Below are 19,039 nucleotides of genomic sequence, written 5' to 3' on the forward strand. Positions count from 1 at the left end.
CATTTGCGCTACACTGCGCCGCTTGTGCAGATCGATAGAGTTTGAAGGACAACCATGACGTTCAAGGCGCCGGACAGCCTCGCCGAGCAAATCGCTCACCACCTCGCCGAACGCATCATTCGTGGCGAAATGAAGCCGGGAGAGCGCATCCAGGAACAGAAGGTCACGCTGGCGCTCAACGTCAGCCGCGGTTCGGTCCGCGAAGCCTTGCTGATCCTCGAGCGCCGTCACCTGATCGCGATCCTGCCGCGTCGTGGCGCCCACGTTACCGAGCTGACGCCGCACAAGGTGCAGAGCCTGTGCACGCTGATGAGCGAGCTGTACATCCTGCTCGGCAATTCCGTGGCCAACGGCTGGCAAGTGCAGTCGGACATGGCGCCGTTCGTGCAGATCCAGCAGCGCCTGACCGCCAATTACGAACGCGGCGATATCCGCAGCTTCGTCGATGACAGCTTCGCGGTGATGCGCGCCGCCTATCCGTTTGCCAACAATCCGTACCTGCAAGAAACCGTCGAGAACCTCCAGCCGGCGATGAGCCGTGCGTATTTCCTCGCCCTCGAACAGCGCAAGGCGGAAATGAGCGAATTCCTCGAACTGTTCGAACGCTTGCTCGCTGCCGTACTCGCCCGTGATTTGCCGCAGATCCGCATCGTGCTCACGGCGTATGCCCAGCGCAGCTGCGATCTAGTGGTGTCTGCGCTGACGGTTGCCTGAGCGTGCGGCTGAAGTGCATCAAACTGGCGGGGTTCAAATCCTTCGTCGACCCGACCACGGTGAACTTCCCCAGTAACATGGCGGCGGTCGTCGGGCCGAACGGTTGCGGCAAGTCGAACATCATCGACGCCGTGCGCTGGGTGATGGGCGAAAGTTCGGCGAAGAACCTCCGTGGCGAGTCGATGACCGATGTCATCTTCAACGGCTCGACCAGCCGCAAACCGGTGAGCCAGGCCAGCATCGAGCTGGTGTTCGACAACTCCGACGGCACGCTGCTCGGCGAATACGCCGCCTACGCGGAAATTTCCATCCGCCGCAAAGTCACCCGCGACAGCCAGACCACCTATTACCTCAACGGCACCAAATGCCGTCGGCGCGACATCACCGATATTTTCCTCGGCACCGGCCTCGGTCCGCGCAGCTACTCGATCATCGAACAGGGGATGATCTCCAAGCTGATCGAATCCAAGCCGGAAGACCTGCGCAATTTCATCGAAGAAGCGGCGGGCATCTCCAAGTACAAGGAGCGTCGCCGTGAGACTGAAAACCGCATCCGCCGTACCCACGAGAACCTCGCCCGTCTGACCGACCTGCGCGACGAGCTGGAGCGCCAGCTCGAACGTCTGCACCGTCAGGCCGAGGCGGCGAAAAAGTATCAGGAACTCAAGGCCGAAGAGCGTCAGCTCAAGGCGCAACTGTCGGCGCTGCGCTGGCAGGACCTCAACGAGCAGGTCGGCCAGCGCGAGTCGATCATCGGCAACCAGGAAGTCAGCTTCGAAGCGCTGGTCGCTGAACAGCGTAACGCTGACGCCGCCATCGAACGCCTGCGTGACGGTCACCACGACCTGTCCGAACGCTTCAATCTGGTGCAGGGCCGCTTCTATTCGGTCGGCGGCGACATCGCCCGGGTCGAGCAGAGCATCCAGCACGGCCAGCAGCGTTTGCGTCAGTTGCAGGACGATCTGAAAGAAGCCGAGCGCGCGCGTCTGGAAACCGAATCGCACCTGGGCCACGACCGCACGTTGCTGCTGACCCTCGGCGAAGAACTGGACATGCTCACCCCCGAGCAGGAAGTCACCAGCGCCGCCGCCGAGGAAGCCGCTGCGGCCCTCGAAGAAGCCGAAACCACTATGCACGGCTGGCAGGAGCAGTGGGACGCTTTCAACCTGACCGCTGCCGAACCGCGCCGTCAGGCTGAAGTCCAGCAATCGCGGATCCAGCAGCTGGAAAGCAGCATGGAGCGTCTGGCTGACCGACAGAAGCGCCTCGCTGAAGAGCGCGGGTTGCTGTCCGCCGACCCGGAAGACGCGGCGATCATGGCGCTCAATGAGCAGCTCGCCGAGTCCGAAGCGACTCTCGAAGATTTGCAGACCAGCGAAGAAGCGCAGGTCGAAAAGCTCGAACAACTGCGTCAGGAATTGCAGCAGGCGTTGACCGCCCAGCAGCAGGCGCAGGGCGATCTGCAGCGGCTCAACGGGCGTTTGGCATCGCTGGAAGCCTTGCAGCAGGCCGCGCTCGATCCCGGCACTGGCACTGCTGAATGGTTGAAGGAACACAACCTCGCCGAGCGTCCGCGTCTGGCCGAGGGCCTGAAGGTCGAGGCGGGTTGGGAGCTGGCGGTGGAAACCGTGCTTGGCGCCGATCTGCAAGCGGTGTTGGTCGACGACTTCAGCGGTTTTGATTTGTCCGGTTTCACCCAAGGCGACTTGCGTCTGCTCAGCCCGGCCAGCGATGGCGTGCGAGTGGCGGGCAGCCTGTTGGATAAAGTCGAGGCGCAGATCGATCTGTCGCCGTGGCTTGGTCAGGTCAAACCAGTCGACAGCCTTGAACAGGCACTGGCCTTGCGCGGTCAGTTGAGCGCCGGGCAGAGCCTGATCAGCCGCGATGGCTATTGGGTGGGTCGACACTTTTTACGCGTACGTCGCGCCAGCGAAGCGGAAAGCGGCATGCTCGCCCGTGGCCAGGAAATCGAAGACTTGCAGCTTGAACGCGAAGAGCGCGAAGCCACCGTCGAGGCCATGGAAACCCGCCTGCAAACCTTGCGCGCGCAACAGCGCCAGCAGGAAAACGGCCGCGAACATCTGCGCCGCTTGCTGCAGGACGAAGCGCGCCAGCAAGGCGAACTGAAAGCGCAGTTGTCCGCCGGTAAGGCCAAAGCCGAACAGCTGACATTGCGCCGCACCCGTCTCGATGAAGAACTGGTCGAACTCGCCGAACAGCGCGAGCTTGAGCACGAACAGGTCGGCGAAGCGCGCATGCAATTGCAGGAAGCGCTGGACGCCATGGCGCTCGACACCGAGCAGCGCGAGTTGCTGCTGGCCCAGCGCGACAGCCTGCGCGAGCGCCTTGATCGCGTGCGTCAGGAAGCCCGGCAGCACAAGGATCACGCCCATCAATTGGCCGTGCGTCTCGGCTCGCTGCGTGCCCAGCACGATTCCACCCGGCAGGCGCTGGAGCGTCTGGAAATGCAGGCCGAACGCCTGACTGAAAAGCGCGAACAGTTGAGTCTGAATCTGGAGGAGGGCGAGGCACCGCTGGAAGAGTTGCGCCTCAAGCTCGAAGAGTTGCTCGACAAGCGCATGACCGTCGATGAAGAACTCAAGACTGCGCAGATCGCCCTGGAAGACGCCGATCGTGAATTGCGCGACGCGGAAAAACGCCGCACCCAGGCCGAGCAGCAATCGCAGTTGATTCGCGGCCAGCTCGAACAACAGCGCATGGAATGGCAGGCGCTGACCGTACGGCGCAAGGCTTTGCAGGATCAACTGCTCGAAGATGGCTACGATCTCAACGGTGTGCTCGCCACATTGACGGCGCAAGCCAGTGAACGCGAGGCCGAAGAAGAACTCGAACGCATCAACGCGCGGATTCAGCGCCTGGGTGCGATCAACCTCGCGGCCATCGATGAATACACGCAACAATCGGAGCGTAAACGTTATCTGGATGCGCAGGACGCCGATCTGGTCGAGGCGCTGGAGACCCTGGAAAACGTCATCCGCAAGATCGACAAGGAAACCCGCAACCGTTTCAAAGATACCTTTGATCAGATCAACGGCGGTTTGCAGGCACTTTTCCCGAAAGTTTTCGGTGGCGGGCGCGCGTATTTGGAACTGACGGGCGAAGATCTACTCGATACAGGGGTGACGATCATGGCGCAGCCGCCCGGGAAGAAGAACAGCACCATCCATTTGCTCTCCGGCGGCGAAAAGGCCCTGACTGCACTGGCCCTGGTTTTTGCCATCTTCAAGTTGAACCCGGCGCCGTTCTGCATGCTCGATGAGGTTGACGCGCCACTGGATGACGCTAACGTTGGACGCTACGCACGCCTGGTCAAAGAGATGTCGCAGACCGTGCAGTTCATCTACATCACCCACAACAAGATCGCCATGGAAATGGCCGAACAGTTGATGGGCGTGACGATGCATGAGCCGGGCTGCTCGCGACTGGTGGCGGTGGATGTCGAGGAGGCGATGGCGATGGTGGATGCCTGAGTCGGTGTGATGTCGGAATAGTTTTGGAGGTCTGTAGGACTTTTTACTGACATCGGCTGGATGGCCAATCGACATATTCGCGCAAGCCAAATGAGACAGACGGTGTAAAGTTGTCTTTGGTCGTGCTAGTTTAATGTCAATTTTTCGTATACGTGGGCAAAACGCCTGTCAGAACATAGAGTTGGCGCCACGTTTTAAAGCGGTTTACGCAGTGTAAACCCCTTATTTTTCAGCATTTTTTATAGAGGCACGGGATTACATGGAAATCGGTCTGCGCGAGTGGCTGATCGTCATCGGCATCATTGTGATAGCCGGTATTCTTTTCGATGGCTGGCGCCGTATGCGCGGCGGCAAGGGAAAGCTGAAATTCCGTCTCGACCGGAGCCTGTCCAATCTGCCGGACGAGGACACCAGCGCCGAGCTGTTGGGCCCGGCCCGCGTCCTGGATACGCACAAAGAGCCGCAACTGGACGAGCACGATCTGCCGTCGGTGAGCATGCCCAACCGCGAAGCCCGCGAGCCGCGTGAATCCGGTTCGAAACGTGCCAAGCGCGGCAGCAACGGCCCGGCGCAGGGCGACTTGAACCTCGACCTCGATCTGGACGGCGGCCCGAGCTTCAGCAGCCGTGACGACGATTTCGCCGAAGACAGTAAGCCTGCAGCGGCCGTGGCGGAAAAAGATCAGCCGCAAGCCGAAGAAGTCCTGGTGATCAGCGTGATCTGCCGCGACCCGGCCGGCTTCAAAGGCCCGGCGCTGTTGCAGAACATTCTCGAAAGCGGCCTGCGTTTCGGCGAGATGGACATTTTTCACCGCCACGAAAGCATGGCCGGCAACGGCGAAGTGCTGTTCTCCATGGCCAACGCGGTCAAGCCGGGTATCTTCGATCTGGACGACATTGACCACTTCAGCACCCCGGCGGTGAGCTTCTTCCTCGGTCTGCCAGGCCCGCGTCATCCGAAGCAGGCCTTCGACGTGATGGTCGCGGCAGCCCGCAAGCTGTCCCAGGAATTGAACGGCGAATTGAAAGACGATCAGCGCAGCGTACTGACCGCGCAGACGATTGAGCATTACCGTCAGCGCATCGTCGAATTCGAACGCCGCGCATTGACCCAGAAGCGCTAAGGCCAGATCAAAAGATCGCAGCCTTCGGCAGCTCCTACAGAGGATCGCGATACTGTAGGAGCTGACGAGTGCAACGAGGCTGCGATCTTCTGGCCCCGCCGCCGATAATGGAATAAAACTGGAGCAGCCTCGGCTGCTCTTTTGCTTTATGAGAGAACACCCATGACCGCCGCCAAAACCCGCATTCTAGAGCTGCGCGCTGAGCTGGATCAGCACAACTATCGCTATCACGTTCTCGACGAGCCGAGCATTCCCGATGCCGAATACGACCGCTTGTTTCACGAGCTCAAGGCACTGGAAGCGGCCAACCCGGAACTGATCACCAGCGATTCGCCGACCCAGCGCGTCGGTAGCATGGCGTTGACTGCGTTCACTCAGGTGCGTCACGAAATCCCGATGCTCAGCCTCGGCAACGCCTTCGAAGAATCCGACATGCGCGAGTTCGATCGCCGCGTCAACGAAGGCCTCGACGTGCCGGCCGGCGATCTGTTTGGTGGCGGCGCGGCGGTGGAATACAGCTGCGAGCCGAAGCTTGATGGCCTGGCGGTCAGCCTGCTGTATCAGGATGGTCTGCTGGTGCGCGGCGCCACCCGTGGCGATGGCACCACCGGCGAAGACATCAGCGTCAACGTGCGCACTGTGCGCAATATTCCGCTGAAGCTGCATGGCGAAGGCTGGCCGGCGACGCTGGAAGTGCGCGGTGAAGTGTTCATGTCCAAGGCCGGTTTCGAGCGCCTCAATGCTTCGCAGCTGGAAATCGGCGGCAAGACCTTTGCCAACCCGCGCAACGCGGCAGCAGGCAGCCTGCGCCAGCTCGATTCGAAGATCACCGCCAATCGTCCGCTGGAATTCTGTTGCTACGGCATTGGCCAGGTGTCCCACGATATTGCCGACACCCACATCGGAAACCTCAAGCAGTTGCAGAAGTGGGGCATGCCGATCAGTCACGAACTGAAGCTGGCCAAGGGCATCGACGAGTGTCTTGAGTATTACCGCGACATCGGCGCGCGCCGTGACTCGCTGGCCTATGAAATCGACGGCGTGGTGTTCAAGGTCAACAGCATTGCCGACCAGCGTGAACTGGGCTTCCGCGCCCGCGAGCCGCGCTGGGCGATCGCACACAAATTCCCGGCGATGGAAGAACTCACCGAGCTGCTCGACGTGGAATTCCAGGTCGGCCGCACCGGTGCGGTAACTCCCGTGGCGCGCCTGAAACCGGTGAAAGTCGCCGGCGTCACCGTGGCCAACGCCACGTTGCACAACATGGACGAAGTCGCGCGGCTGGGCCTGATGATCGGCGACACGGTGATCATTCGCCGCGCCGGCGATGTGATTCCGCAAGTGGTGCAAGTGATCACCGAGCGTCGCCCCGATGACGCGCGCCCGGTGGCCATTCCTGAAAGTTGCCCGGTGTGCGGCTCCCACGTTGAACGCACGCAACTGGTCAAGCGCAGCAAGGGCAAGGAAACCTTCAGCGAAGGCGCGGTGTATCGCTGCGTCGGCCGACTGGCCTGCGGTGCGCAACTGAAACAGGCGATCATTCACTTCGTCTCGCGCCGGGCCATGGACATCGAAGGCTTGGGCGACAAGAGCGTCGAACAACTGGTCGACGAAGGCCTGGTCAGCTCGCCGGCCGATCTGTATGCGCTGAAGTTCGACGACATCGTCGATCTGGAAGGCTTCGCCGAGGTATCGAGCAACAAGCTTCTCAAAGCCATCGAAGACAGCAAGCAACCGAGCCTGGCACGTTTCATCTACGCCCTCGGCATTCCCGATGTCGGCGAAGAGACGGCGAAGGTGCTGGCGCGCTCGCTGGGTTCGCTGGAGCGCGTGCAACAGGCCTTGCCGCATGTGCTGACCTACCTGCCGGATGTCGGCCTGGAAGTGGCGCACGAGATTCACAGTTTCTTTGAGGATGCGCACAACCAGCAGGTCATCAGCGAATTGCTCGGCCATGGTTTGCAGATTCAGGATCAGGGCGAGTTGGGCGCCGAATTCGCCGCCAGTACCACGTTGGGCGGCTTGCTCGACAAACTGCACATTCCTTTCGTCGGCCCCGGTGGTGCGCAGAAACTCGCCGATCGCTTCGGTTCGCTGGAAGCGGTGATGAACGCTGACTGGCTGGACATGCGCCAGGCATTGCCGGAGAAGCAGGCCAACTCGGTACGCGAGTTCTTCGCCTCGCCTGAGCATCGGCAACTGGCCGAGCGGGCCGAGCAGCAGTTGCGCGATTTCGGCATGCATTGGCAGAGCGAGAAGAAAGTCGTCGAAGGTCTGCCGCTGTCCGGGGAAACCTGGGTGCTGACCGGCAAGGTCGAACTGATGAGCCGGGATGTGGCCAAGGATCATCTCGAAAGCCTGGGTGCCAAGGTCGCCGGTTCGGTGTCGGCGAAAACCCATTGCGTGGTCGCAGGCCCGGGTGCCGGCTCGAAACTGACCAAGGCCAACGAGCTGGGTGTGAAGGTCATGGACGAGGAAGCGTTTATCGCCTTCCTCAAAACCCACGGCGTCCCTGTCTGACCGGACGAACCCCTGTGGCGAGGGGATTTATTCCTGTCCCGATGGACACCTGTGGCGAGGGGATTTATCCCCGCTGGGTTGCGCAGCGACCCCAAAACCCTGCGACCGATCATTTCATTTGTATCGCGTGTACGGTTTTTTGCGACTGCTGCGCAGTCGAGCGGGGATAAATCCCCTCACCACAATGCTGCTATCACTCGGCTGCGCGGTTATGGGTGGGAACGATGTTGTCTTCAGGATGATCTAGTCTTGGCCAGTCCCAGGGAGAGATCGCCATGCACCGTTTTTTCGAGCAGCTCAGTTCCCGCATCATCGCGCCGTTCGTGGCCGGATCCTCGCGCAACAGCAAAGTCTGGCCGTGCCGTTGCGGCCAGTCGCTGTTCTTTCGCAACAGTCAGTGCCTGGCCTGTAACGCCTTGCTCGGCTATCAACCTGAACAAAGTCGCCTGACCTCGCTGCAGCCGGGGCCGGAAGAGGGCACCTGGGCGCTCGACGCCGATCCCGACGCCGGACTGTTCCGCCGTTGCGCCAACCTCGACATGCCCGCCGCGTGCAACTGGCTGCTGCCGGCCAACGATCACGACACCTTGTGCATCGCTTGCAGCCTCAACCGCACCATTCCCGACCTGTCCGTCGCGGAAAATCCCGAACGCTGGCGCAAGGTCGAAATCGCCAAGCGTCGACTGGTCGCGCAACTGATCACCCTCGGCTTGCCGGTCATCCCGAAAACCACGGATGAAGAAACTGGGCTGGCGTTCGACTTCATCGGCGTCGACCTGGAAGGCAACGCGCCGATGACCGGCCACGCCAATGGCCTGATCACCCTCGATATCAAAGAGGCCGACGACGCGCACCGTGAACAGGTCAGGGCGGCGATGCACGAACCTTACCGCACGCTGCTCGGGCATTTTCGCCATGAGGTCGGCCACTACTACTGGGATCGCCTCATCGCCAACGGCCCTTGGCTGGAGGCGTTCCGTAACCTGTTCGGCGACGAGCGCGCCAGTTACGCCGAGGCGCTGGACCGGCATTACCAGCAAGGCGCACCGCTGGACTGGCCGCAGCACTACGTCAGTGCCTACGCGACCATGCACCCGTGGGAAGACTGGGCGGAAACCTGGGCGCACTACCTGCACATGATGGACGCCGTGGATACTGCGCTGGGCTTCGGCATGAGCGCGCGGGAAATGGACTTTGACTATCAGCCGTTTCCGACCAGCACCCTGTACGACCCGGAGCACCCCGGCGGTGGCGCTTTCCTGTCATTCGTCAATGCGTGGATCGAGCTGGCGGGCATGCTCAACGAACTGTCGCGCAGCATGGGCCAGCCGGATTTCTATCCGTTCGTACTGCCGGCAGCGGCGATCGCCAAGCTGCACTTCATTCATCTGGTGATCCAGGATGCGGGCGGTCGCGCAGACGAAGTCCTGGCCCTGTAGAAGCTGGCGCAGGCTGCGATCTTTTGGCGTCACCGCATGTCCTTGAACCTGTTGGTATTTTTTATCTGCAACCAACGGTTGTAACTTCATCTCAGACAGGTACAATGGCGCGGCTCGCCGACAGGCAAGCGTCGTTATGGTGACCCCATCGGTCCCCCCGCAACGATTACCCGTGAACCTGGTCAGATCCGGAAGGAAGCAGCCACAGCGGGAACATTGTGTGCCGGGGTGTGGCTGGTGGGGGCACCACCTTAACGAACCAGCCAAGGCTTCAGAGAGAACTGCATGGGTTTCGCCCACTGCGGTTTTTTTATGCCTGCGATTTGGCTAGTGGCGTTGCTCCGCCATCAGAAACGCGCGGATCAGCAGCGCAGCGTCCCGGTGCCCGTGCGGCTGTCGACAGCGAACAGTGGCATACTCCCCCGCCTGGCAACGAGAGGTAAGGCAAGTGGGTGAAATTGACGATCTGACCCGGGAAAAGCTGCGCGAATGGCAGTTGCGTCGTCTGGAAGTCAAAGCACAGATGCAGGATCAGCCCGCGCGCACGCTGGAACTGTCGCGAGTGCTCGACCTGATGGATGAAGAACACGCTGCGATTCTGGCGGCATCTGCTGTTTTCAACGCGGCAGAAGAGCCTGAACAGTCGGTCCCGGTGGAGGCACAATCGGCGATCGTCGAGCACGCATCAGACTCGCTGACCGCAAAGTACGACCTGCAGCTGCAAGCCACCGCGCAAAACCCTGAACACCTGCGCAGACTGCTCGAAATGGCGCTCTACGAAGTGCAGGCGCAGATCGATGCGGCGGCGGTGGCCAGCGGCACTGAACGACGCGGCATGTCCGGCACGCTCGGCGGTTACTCCTTCGAGCTGCGCATCAGCCCCGAGGCCGGCAGTGAAGGAAACTTGCCGCAGTCCCATGAAATGCCCGACGAGAATGACCAGGACTGATCTGGTGTTGTATTAAGGCCCAGGCGGCGAGGTTGTATGCACCCGGAACATTTTGATTTGGCCACCCCGGTATTTCTGCCCATCACCCATGATGTGTGTACGGCGCTGTTGCAGCCCGAGGGTGACGCGACACTCGCCAACCTGAGCGACCCGGAACTGGCGGCGGTGCTGGTCATCCAGAACCTTGCCCAGGCCACGGAAAAGGACCTGAGTGCCAGCGCAGCGGAGAAAATTCTCGCCAGACTCATTGACTGGTCTGTCACCTCCCGGCGCTCCGGATCTGCGGGACTGCTTGCAGAGGCGCGGCGTCTTTTCGATTCGCGCAAATTGTATTTCGGCCTCAATGCGCTCAAAGGCCTGAACCTGCGCTTTCTCATGGCCGATGAAGTCGCCGCACAGGAATATCTGTTGCCCGGCGGGCAGTGGGATGTGGACTACAAAATTCGCCATCAGCAACAGAACAATCCGTTCAGCCAGCAAATGGTCACGCCACGCGAGCGCGAGCACTGGTTAAGCGCGGCGCAGGACAAGCTGCTGCGAACCTTCCGTGCCAACCTCGACGAAGACCTGCACGTGCAGGGTTATGCGGGCATCGGCAAGAGTTACATGCTCAGCGCGCTGATCGAATGCCTGCGCTCGAAACGCACCCTGGTACTGGCGCGCACCCCGGCGAAACTGGCGACGTTGCGCAAGCACATCGTGCAGGTGCACGACACGGAAATTGGCCAGACCTTCTACGATTTTGCCCAGGCCCAGTTGCTTGGCCCCCGATCGCACATGGCCAGGACGCCAGCGCGGATCCCGAGCAGGCAGGCGCTGGCGCAGGAACTGAATATGTTCGGCTTTCGCCACCACGATGGGCAGGGCACTCTGGAGGTTTGTCTGCGCGTGCTGGAGCTGTATTGCGCCTCAAGAGATCACACGCTATCCGCCAGGCACCTGCCGCATTTTCAGCAGCCGTTGACCGGCGCAGACTCACAGGCGCTGCTGGAATATTCCAGTCGCCTGTGGGTATATCTCGAGGCCAATCCGTCGTGGGCCAGCCAGAGCGGTTTTCCGACGTTGCTCATGATCAAGCGCGCCAGTCTGGCCGGTTGCCGCGTGCCGCCGCGCTACACCCATGTGATCATCGACGAAAGCCAGGACGTGCCGGCGTCGCTGCTGCAAATCATCGAGCGCGGGCAGCAGGTACTGATCACCCTCGGCGATGAGTATCAGCAGGCCACGGGCGAGGCGCCCAAGCGCAAGCGTGAAGTTCGTCAGAGCGATATCTGCTATTCGGTGCGTTCGGGGCGCAATGTCGAGCGCCTGGTCAATCCGCTGATCTCGCGCCACACGCACAAGAGCAAAGTGCCGTTCGAAGGCGCTCGTCACGCCGACGTCGATATCGAGTACTACCCGCAAGCCTTCGTGCCGCCCGAAGGTTGCGTGGTGCTGACCGCGTCACCCTGGGACACGATGATGTGGGCCATCCATCTGCACGACTCCAGTTGCGCCTTCAGTTTTCCCGACCGGGAAGCGCAGGACGACATCAAGCATTTCATGACCACCGCCATCGAGCTGTTCCGCCGCGATTTCTACAACGCCGGGTCCAGCGAGAAAGGACCGCACCCGTATTTCAGCGACATGGCTGATTGGCAGCAGGTGCGCGCCGCCAACCAGTTCGATGAAGCTTTCTTGTGGATCGAGGCGCAGTTGCAAAACGGCTTCATGATTGCCGACCTGACTCGCCTGAGCCAAAAGATCATCGAGCCAGGCAAAGCCTGCCTGTTGATGATGGCCGAGCGGGCTGGCGGCATGGAGTTCAAGCGCGTGCTGTTGACCCGGACGTTGCTCAGTAACGAGAAATTCAAGGATGCCTACGAGTTCGATCAGCGCATCTGTGCCGTGTACATCGCCGTGTCCCGTGCCCGGCAGCAGCTCTATCTGCCTTACGACGTGGTCGAGTGGATCGATTATCACCACAGCCGCGAGCCGAAATTCCGCGAGTCGCACGGTTATTGACCCGGCCAACCCTGTGGGAGCTAGGGTGTGGTTGAAGAGGCGCCGGTGTACAACCGGATAATGTCGTCGATCTCGCCGGACATTTTCATGCGCAGCAGCGTGCGCAGGATCCGCTGCACCGGCACGTTCGGGTCGTTCCTCACATAGCAGCCGATATTCTGTTCCTGCAGCACCGCGACCCCCTGCAACTGCTGCTCCGGCAGCAGGCGTTGATTGATCCAGTCCAGGGTCCACTGATTGCTCACCGCATAGCGGTATCGCCCGGCCAGCAGCTTTTCCAGTACCTGCTCCTGATTGCGCGCGTCTTCGCGTTGCAACTGATCAGCGTCGAACAGCGGTTGCAGGGTAGGGTAGCTGTAACCGAGGACGGTGCCGATGGCCTGGCGCGGCAGCCGGGCGGGATCGATCTGCGCCGGTTGTTCCTTGCGGCTGATCAGCAGGTCGCGCTGAAACCACAACGGCACGCTCCAGATGTAATCGCCGGACTGATTCGGCAGCCACGACTGTGCGGCATAGCAGCGCACGTCGATGTCGCCGTGCTCCATGGCGCTCTGTACCCGCGCGCGCGGCAGGACGACGAATTGCGCTGGCGCGCCAACCTGGGTCGCCAGGCTGAGCAGGGCGTCGTGCAGGATGCCCTGGGTCGGTCTGCCGCCTTGCAGTTGCACCATCGGCATCGCCCAACTGTCCGGCACGGCGAAGCGCAACGGCGCTTGCGCTGCCATCGCGTTGAGGCTGATACCCAGCAATGCCGCCACCGCCCACCGCATAGACGCTCCGGTAATTCCTCGTCCCGAGCTGATAAAAGCCTCTGCTGAAGCAGCTTAGCCATATTAGACGAGGACACCGGATGCAATTTTGCCCTTGCTCCGCTAGCATTAGCCGCTTCTGCTTCCTTCGCTGCGACGGTTTTCGATGAGTTATCAGGTTCTTGCACGTAAATGGCGTCCGCGCTCGTTCCGCGAAATGGTCGGCCAGACCCATGTGCTCAAGGCTCTGATCAATGCCTTGGACAGCCAACGGCTGCACCACGCCTACCTGTTCACCGGGACGCGCGGGGTCGGCAAGACCACCATCGCGCGGATTATTGCCAAGTGCCTGAACTGCGAGACAGGTATCACCTCCAGCCCCTGCGGCGAGTGTTCGGTATGCCGCGAGATCGATGAAGGCCGTTTTGTCGACCTCATCGAGATCGACGCCGCCAGCCGCACCAAGGTCGAAGATACCCGCGAACTGCTCGATAACGTGCAGTACGCGCCAAGCCGTGGGCGCTTCAAGGTCTACCTGATCGACGAAGTGCACATGCTTTCCAGCCATTCCTTCAATGCGCTGTTGAAAACCCTCGAAGAGCCGCCGCCCTACGTCAAGTTCATCCTGGCGACCACCGATCCGCAGAAACTTCCGGCAACGATTCTTTCGCGCTGCCTGCAGTTCTCCCTGAAGAACATGACGCCCGAGCGTGTGGTCGAGCATTTGACCCACGTGCTCACGGCGGAGAACGTACCGTTCGAAGACGATGCACTGTGGCTGCTCGGTCGCGCTGCTGACGGCTCGATGCGCGACGCCATGAGCCTGACCGATCAGGCCATCGCGTTCGGTGAAGGCAAGGTCCTCGCGACCGACGTGCGGGCCATGCTCGGCACGCTGGATCACGGTCAGGTCTATGACGTGCTGCATTCGCTGATCGAGGGCGATGCCAAGGCGCTGCTCGAAGCCGTGCGGCATCTGGCCGAGCAAGGTCCGGACTGGAACGGCGTGCTCTCGGAAATTCTCAACGTGCTGCACCGCGTGGCCATCGCTCAGGCGTTGCCGGAAGGCGTCGACAATGGCCACGGCGACCGTGATCGCGTATTGGCCCTGGCCCAGGCGTTGCCGGCCGAAGACGTGCAGTTCTATTACCAGATGGGCCTGATCGGTCGTCGCGATTTGCCGCTGGCGCCGGACCCGCGTGGCGGTTTCGAGATGGTCTTGCTGCGGATGCTCGCGTTCCGACCGGCGGATACGGCGGACGCGCCGAGGCAACCGCTAAAGCCAGTGGGGATCAGCCAGGCCACAGTTGATTCCGCAAACTCAGTGGCTGCCGCGCCGAAGCCTGCGCCGGTGGTCGCTGCGGCTGCTGCGCCAGCACCCGCGCCCGCGCCCGCACCAGTAGCAGCGCCGGCTGCCGAGCCAGAACCGGATGTGCCGGTTGTCGAAGCGCACCCGGAGCCTGAGCCAGTCGCCGTCGAAACCGTGGTCGATCTGCCATGGAACGACCCGGTGGAAGCCGAGGCCGAGCCGGCGCCAGTTCAGCAACCCGCCGTCGAACCGGTGCTGGAAACCGCCGGCGAGCAGCCTGAACTGCCGCCGATGCCGCTGCCGACCCCGGACAGCGTGGTCCCGGATGCGCCGGAGTGGGCCGCTGCGCCAATTCCCGAGCCGTCCGTCGCCGACGTCGATGCCGCTACGCCGGGCATGGACATGGACGACGAACCGCCGCTGGATGAAGACTACATCGAGCCGGACATGGATTCGGCCTACAGCTACCTCGACGAACTGGCCAGCGAACACGCCGCCGATCCGGAGCCTGAGCCCGAGCCGGAACCTGCCGCCGCGCCGGCCACCGGCCTGGCCCTGCAATGGCTGGAGCTGTTCCCGAAGCTGCCGATTTCCGGCATGACCGGCAGCATCGCCGCCAACTGCACATTGATTGCGGTCGATGGCGATCACTGGCTGATGCACCTCGATCCGGCTCACAGCGCCCTGTTCAACGCCACGCAACAGCGTCGTCTCAACGACGCGTTGAACCAGTTCCACGGGCGCACGCTGACCCTGACCATCGAGCTGATCAAGCCCGAGCAGGAAACCCCGGCCCAGGCCGCCTCGCGCCGCCGCGCCAATCGCCAGCGTGAGGCGGAGGAATCGATCCACGGTGATCCGTTCATCCAGCAGATGGTTCAGCAGTTCGGCGCGGTGGTGCGAAGCGATACTATTGAACCTGTCGACGCCTTGGTCACCCAAGGCTAATAACTGAAGGTGCTCGGCCAAGATGGCCGGGCGCTGTTTTATCCAAGTACGTTTGAGGTGATTCCCATGATGAAAGGTGGCATGGCCGGCCTGATGAAGCAGGCGCAGCAGATGCAGGAAAAAATGGCCAAGATGCAGGAAGAACTGGCCAACGCCGAAGTCACCGGCAAGGCCGGCGGCGACATGGTCACCGTGGTGATGACCGGTCGTCACGACGTTAAAAGCGTGAGCATCGACCCAAGCCTGGTCGAAGGCCTGAGCGAAGACGACAAAGAGATGCTGGAAGCCGTGGTCGCCGCCGCCGTCAACGACGCCGTGCGCAAGATCGAAGCCAACAGCCAGGAAAAAATGGGCAGCATGACCGCCGGCATGAACCTGCCGGCGGGTATGAAGCTGCCGTTCTGATTCGCCATTGCGCGGCAGATGAGCTACACAAAATGCCAGGCATTGTGCCTGGCATTTTTGTTTCTGCCTGATGGGCATGTGCCGCAGACTGACGCTTTCGCGAGCAGGCTCGCTCCCACAGGGATTGCATTTCCAAGTGTGGGAGCGAGCCTGCTCGCGAATGAAGTCACCTCGGCACAACTGAAGAAACATCGAACACACCACCGCTACCAAGGTCTGCTCCCTATACACCGAATTCCCCATTCACAGGAGACGCTGACATGTCCGACCCTCTCACCCTCAATCAACGCTTCGTCCTCGCCTCGCGCCCGAGCGGCGCGCCGACCCCGGAGAATTTCCGTCTGGAGCGCGAGGCGCTGCCGGACCTGCAGGACGGTCAGGTATTGCTGAAAACCCTGTACCTGTCGCTCGACCCTTACATGCGCGGGCGCATGAGCGACGCTCCGTCCTACGCTGCGCCAGTGCAAATCGGCGAAGTCATGACCGGTGGTGCGGTCAGCCGGGTCGAGCAGTCCAATCATCCGAAATTCCACGTAGGTGATCTGGTGGTTGGCGCCACCGGTTGGCAGAGCCACAGCATCAGCGACGGTCGCAACATCATGCCGATCCCGGCCGGCCTGCCGAGCCCGTCGATGGCCCTCGGCGTACTGGGCATGCCGGGCATGACCGCGTACATGGGCCTGATGGACATCGGCCAGCCGAAAGAGGGCGAAACCCTGGTAGTGGCTGCAGCGTCCGGTGCCGTCGGCTCGGTGGTCGGGCAAGTGGCGAAGATCAAAGGCCTGCGCGCGGTCGGCGTGGCTGGTGGTGCCGAGAAGTGCAAATACGTGGTCGAGGAGCTGGGTTTTGATGCCTGCATCGACCACAAGGCCGATGACTTTGCCGAGCAACTGGCCAAGGCCTGCCCCAACGGCATCGACATTTATTATGAGAACGTCGGCGGCCATGTCTTCGATGCCGTCGTGCCGTTGCTCAACCCCAAGGCGCGCATCCCGTTGTGCGGCCTGATCGCCGGCTACAACGCCGCCGAGGCGCCGACCGGCCCGGATCGTCTGCCGATGCTGCAACGCACTTTGCTCACCAAGCGTGTGCGGATTCAGGGCTTCATCGTCTTCGACGATTACGGTGATCGTCAGCCGGAATTCATCAGCCACATGGTGCCGTGGGTACGCGACGGCAAGGTGAAGTTCCGCGAGGACGTGGTCGAAGGCCTGGAGCAGGCACCCGAGGCGTTCATCGGTCTGCTGGAAGGGCGCAACTTCGGCAAACTGGTGGTCCGGGTCGCCCAGGACTGAGGATTTGACGCTGGCCAGAGGCGCGGGTATAAACCGCGTCTCGTTGTTTAGTCGGACTGTTTACCCATGAGCTTCAGCCCTTTGATTCGCCAACTGATCGACGCTCTGCGCACCTTGCCAGGCGTGGGTCAGAAAACCGCTCAGCGCATGGCGTTGCAGTTGCTCGAACGTGATCGCAGCGGCGGTACGCGTCTGGCCCAGGCCTTGAGCCAGGCCATGGAAGGCGTTGGCCATTGCCGCCAGTGCCGCACGCTGACCGAAGACGACCTCTGCCCGCAATGCGCCGACCCGCGCCGCGATGACACGCTGCTCTGCGTGGTCGAAGGGCCGATGGACGTTTATGCGGTGGAGCAGACCGGCTTCCGTGGCCGCTATTTCGTGCTCAAGGGGCACTTGTCGCCGCTGGATGGCCTGGGGCCGGAAGCGATCGGTATTCCGCAATTGATGGCGCGGATTGAAGAGGCGGGGACCTTTACCGAAGTCATCCTCGCCACCAACCCGACGGTGGAAGGCGAGGCGACGGCGCACTACATCGCGCAGTTGCTCAACAACAAAGGCCTGGTCGCCTCGCGGATTGCCCATGGCGTGCCGCTGGGCGGTGAGCTGGAGCTGGTCGATGGCGGCACGCTGGCGCATTCGTTTGCGGGGCGTAAACCTATCTCCCTGTAAGTCTCTATCGCCCTTTCGGGCCACATCGCTGGCAAGCCAGCTCCCACAGTGTTGGATGTGACCCACAGCATATGTGTCCACACCGAACCCTGTGGGAGCTGGCTTGCCAGCGATGGCCGCGCCGCGGTCCATCTGATTCGCACAATTTCATTGATAACCAAGCAAGCGCTCGGTTAACGTCGGCGAACCCTTCCGTGGAGCTCGCCCATGCCTGCCTTTCAGGAATACTTCGACCCCAGCCACCAATTGGTCCGCGACAGCGTCAGACGTTTTGTCGAACGTGAGATCCTGCCGGACATTGATCAGTGGGAAGAAGCCGAAAGCTTTCCCCGTGAGCTGTACCTCAAGGCCGGTGCGGCAGGCATTCTCGGCCTCGGTTATCCCGAAGCGCTTGGCGGCAGCCATGAAGGTGATCTGTTCGCCAAGGTCGCCGCCAGTGAAGAGCTGATGCGCTGCGGCTCTGGCGGCCTGGTAGCGGGGCTGGGTTCGCTGGATATCGGCCTGCCGCCTATCGTCAAATGGGCGCGGCCTGAAGTGCGAGAGCGGGTCGTCCCCCAAGTGCTCAGCGGCGAAAAGATCAGCGCCTTGGCGGTTACCGAACCCGGCGGCGGTTCCGACGTCGCCAACCTGCAAACCCGCGCCGTGCGTGACGGCGACTTCTACCGGGTCAGCGGCAGCAAGACCTTTATCACCAGCGGCGTTCGCGCGGATTTCTACACCGTCGCGGTGCGCACCGGTGCGCCGGGGTTTGGCGGCATCAGTTTGTTGCTGATCGAGAAGGGCGCGCCGGGGTTCAGTGTCGGTAGGCAGTTGAAGAAAATGGGCTGGTGGGCGTCGGACACGGCTGAATTGTTCTTCGACGATTGCCGCGTGCCTGTAGGAAACCTCATCGGCGCCGAGAACATGGGCTTCGCCTGCATCATGGGCAATTTTCAGAGCGAACGCCTGGCGCTGGCGCTGATGGCCAACATGACGGCGCAATTGGCGCTGGAGGAGAGCCTGAAGTGGGCGCGCGAGCGTGAGGCATTTGGCAAACCCATCGGCAAGTTTCAGGTGATCAAGCATCGCCTCGCCGAAATGGCCACGGCGCTGGAAGTGTCGCGGGAGTTCACTTACCGGCAAGCGGCAAAAATGGCGGCGGGGCAGAGCGTGATCAAGGAGATTTCCATGGCGAAGAACTTCGCCACCGACACCTCGGACCGGATCACCACCGAAGCCGTGCAGATCCTTGGCGGGCTCGGTTACATGCGTGAAAGCCTGGTGGAGCGGCTGTATCGGGATAATCGCATTCTGTCGATTGGCGGCGGAACGCGGGAAGTGATGAACGAAATCATCAGCAAGCAGATGGGGCTCTAAGTCCTGCGGTGTAGCTGCCGGCCCCTTCGCGAGCAGGCTCGCTCCCACAGTTGAAATGCATTCCCCTG

At 61.7% G+C, this 19,039-nt stretch carries 13 protein-coding genes and 1 other RNA gene; 13 read left to right on the top strand and 1 reads right to left on the bottom strand.

All coding sequences use genetic code 11. The features are described from left to right. The first annotated feature begins 54 nt into the window (after nt 1-54). From AB9L16_RS08350 to AB9L16_RS08385, 8 genes are all read left to right on the top strand, one after another. On the top strand, nt 55-714 hold the full coding sequence (locus tag AB9L16_RS08350; RefSeq protein ID WP_039763015.1) for a GntR family transcriptional regulator: 660 nt from the start codon (nt 55-57) through the stop codon (nt 712-714). Between the two features lie 2 nt (nt 715-716). Continuing rightward, entirely contained in the window at nt 717-4,205 is a 3,489-nt protein-coding gene (gene smc / locus AB9L16_RS08355; protein WP_375123349.1) for a chromosome segregation protein SMC, read from the top strand. 259 nt (nt 4,206-4,464) lie between these two features. Next, entirely contained in the window at nt 4,465-5,328 is an 864-nt protein-coding gene (gene zipA, locus AB9L16_RS08360) for a cell division protein ZipA (RefSeq protein WP_305382552.1), read from the top strand. Between the two features lie 162 nt (nt 5,329-5,490). After that, complete coding sequence (gene ligA, locus AB9L16_RS08365; protein WP_375123350.1) at nt 5,491-7,848, top strand: NAD-dependent DNA ligase LigA; 2,358 nt, start codon at nt 5,491-5,493, stop codon at nt 7,846-7,848. Nucleotides 7,849-8,123: 275 nt separating this feature from the next. Then, nucleotides 8,124-9,287, top strand: a complete 1,164-nt coding sequence (locus AB9L16_RS08370; RefSeq protein WP_375123351.1) for a putative zinc-binding metallopeptidase — start codon at nt 8,124-8,126, stop codon at nt 9,285-9,287. A gap of 146 nt (nt 9,288-9,433) precedes the next feature. Beyond that, nucleotides 9,434-9,530, top strand: an RNA gene (gene ffs / locus AB9L16_RS08375) — signal recognition particle sRNA small type. Between the two features lie 205 nt (nt 9,531-9,735). After that, nucleotides 9,736-10,236: a hypothetical protein gene (locus AB9L16_RS08380; protein ID WP_315435804.1), complete on the top strand. Its 501-nt coding sequence runs from the start codon at nt 9,736-9,738 to the stop codon at nt 10,234-10,236. Nucleotides 10,237-10,272: 36 nt separating this feature from the next. Next, nucleotides 10,273-12,240 (top strand): hypothetical protein, encoded by a 1,968-nt coding sequence (locus tag AB9L16_RS08385; protein ID WP_375123352.1) that lies wholly within the window; start codon nt 10,273-10,275, stop codon nt 12,238-12,240. A gap of 20 nt (nt 12,241-12,260) precedes the next feature. Here the strand turns inward: AB9L16_RS08385 and AB9L16_RS08390 are convergent, their stop codons facing one another. Further along, nucleotides 12,261-13,010 carry a substrate-binding periplasmic protein gene (locus AB9L16_RS08390; protein ID WP_375123353.1) on the bottom strand — a complete coding sequence of 250 codons (750 nt, stop codon included), beginning with the start codon at nt 13,008-13,010 and terminating at the stop codon, nt 12,261-12,263. Nucleotides 13,011-13,155: 145 nt separating this feature from the next. Between AB9L16_RS08390 and dnaX the strand changes: the two genes are divergently transcribed. From dnaX to AB9L16_RS08415, 5 genes are all read left to right on the top strand, one after another. Beyond that, on the top strand, nt 13,156-15,246 hold the full coding sequence (gene dnaX, locus AB9L16_RS08395; protein WP_375123354.1) for a DNA polymerase III subunit gamma/tau: 2,091 nt from the start codon (nt 13,156-13,158) through the stop codon (nt 15,244-15,246). A 66-nt stretch (nt 15,247-15,312) separates the two neighbouring features. Beyond that, nucleotides 15,313-15,651, top strand: a complete 339-nt coding sequence (locus tag AB9L16_RS08400; RefSeq protein WP_003223337.1) for a YbaB/EbfC family nucleoid-associated protein — start codon at nt 15,313-15,315, stop codon at nt 15,649-15,651. Between the two features lie 260 nt (nt 15,652-15,911). After that, nucleotides 15,912-16,946, top strand: a complete 1,035-nt coding sequence (locus AB9L16_RS08405) for an NADP-dependent oxidoreductase (RefSeq protein WP_095180857.1) — start codon at nt 15,912-15,914, stop codon at nt 16,944-16,946. A 66-nt stretch (nt 16,947-17,012) separates the two neighbouring features. Then, on the top strand, nt 17,013-17,615 hold the full coding sequence (gene recR, locus AB9L16_RS08410) for a recombination mediator RecR (protein WP_016773861.1): 603 nt from the start codon (nt 17,013-17,015) through the stop codon (nt 17,613-17,615). Nucleotides 17,616-17,822: 207 nt separating this feature from the next. Further along, nucleotides 17,823-18,971 (top strand): acyl-CoA dehydrogenase family protein, encoded by a 1,149-nt coding sequence (locus AB9L16_RS08415; protein ID WP_315435800.1) that lies wholly within the window; start codon nt 17,823-17,825, stop codon nt 18,969-18,971. Nucleotides 18,972-19,039: the final 68 nt, after the last annotated feature.

The sequence above is a fragment of the Pseudomonas sp. LW8 genome (genome assembly GCF_041956865.1).
Lineage (GTDB): Bacteria > Pseudomonadota > Gammaproteobacteria > Pseudomonadales > Pseudomonadaceae > Aquipseudomonas > Aquipseudomonas siliginis.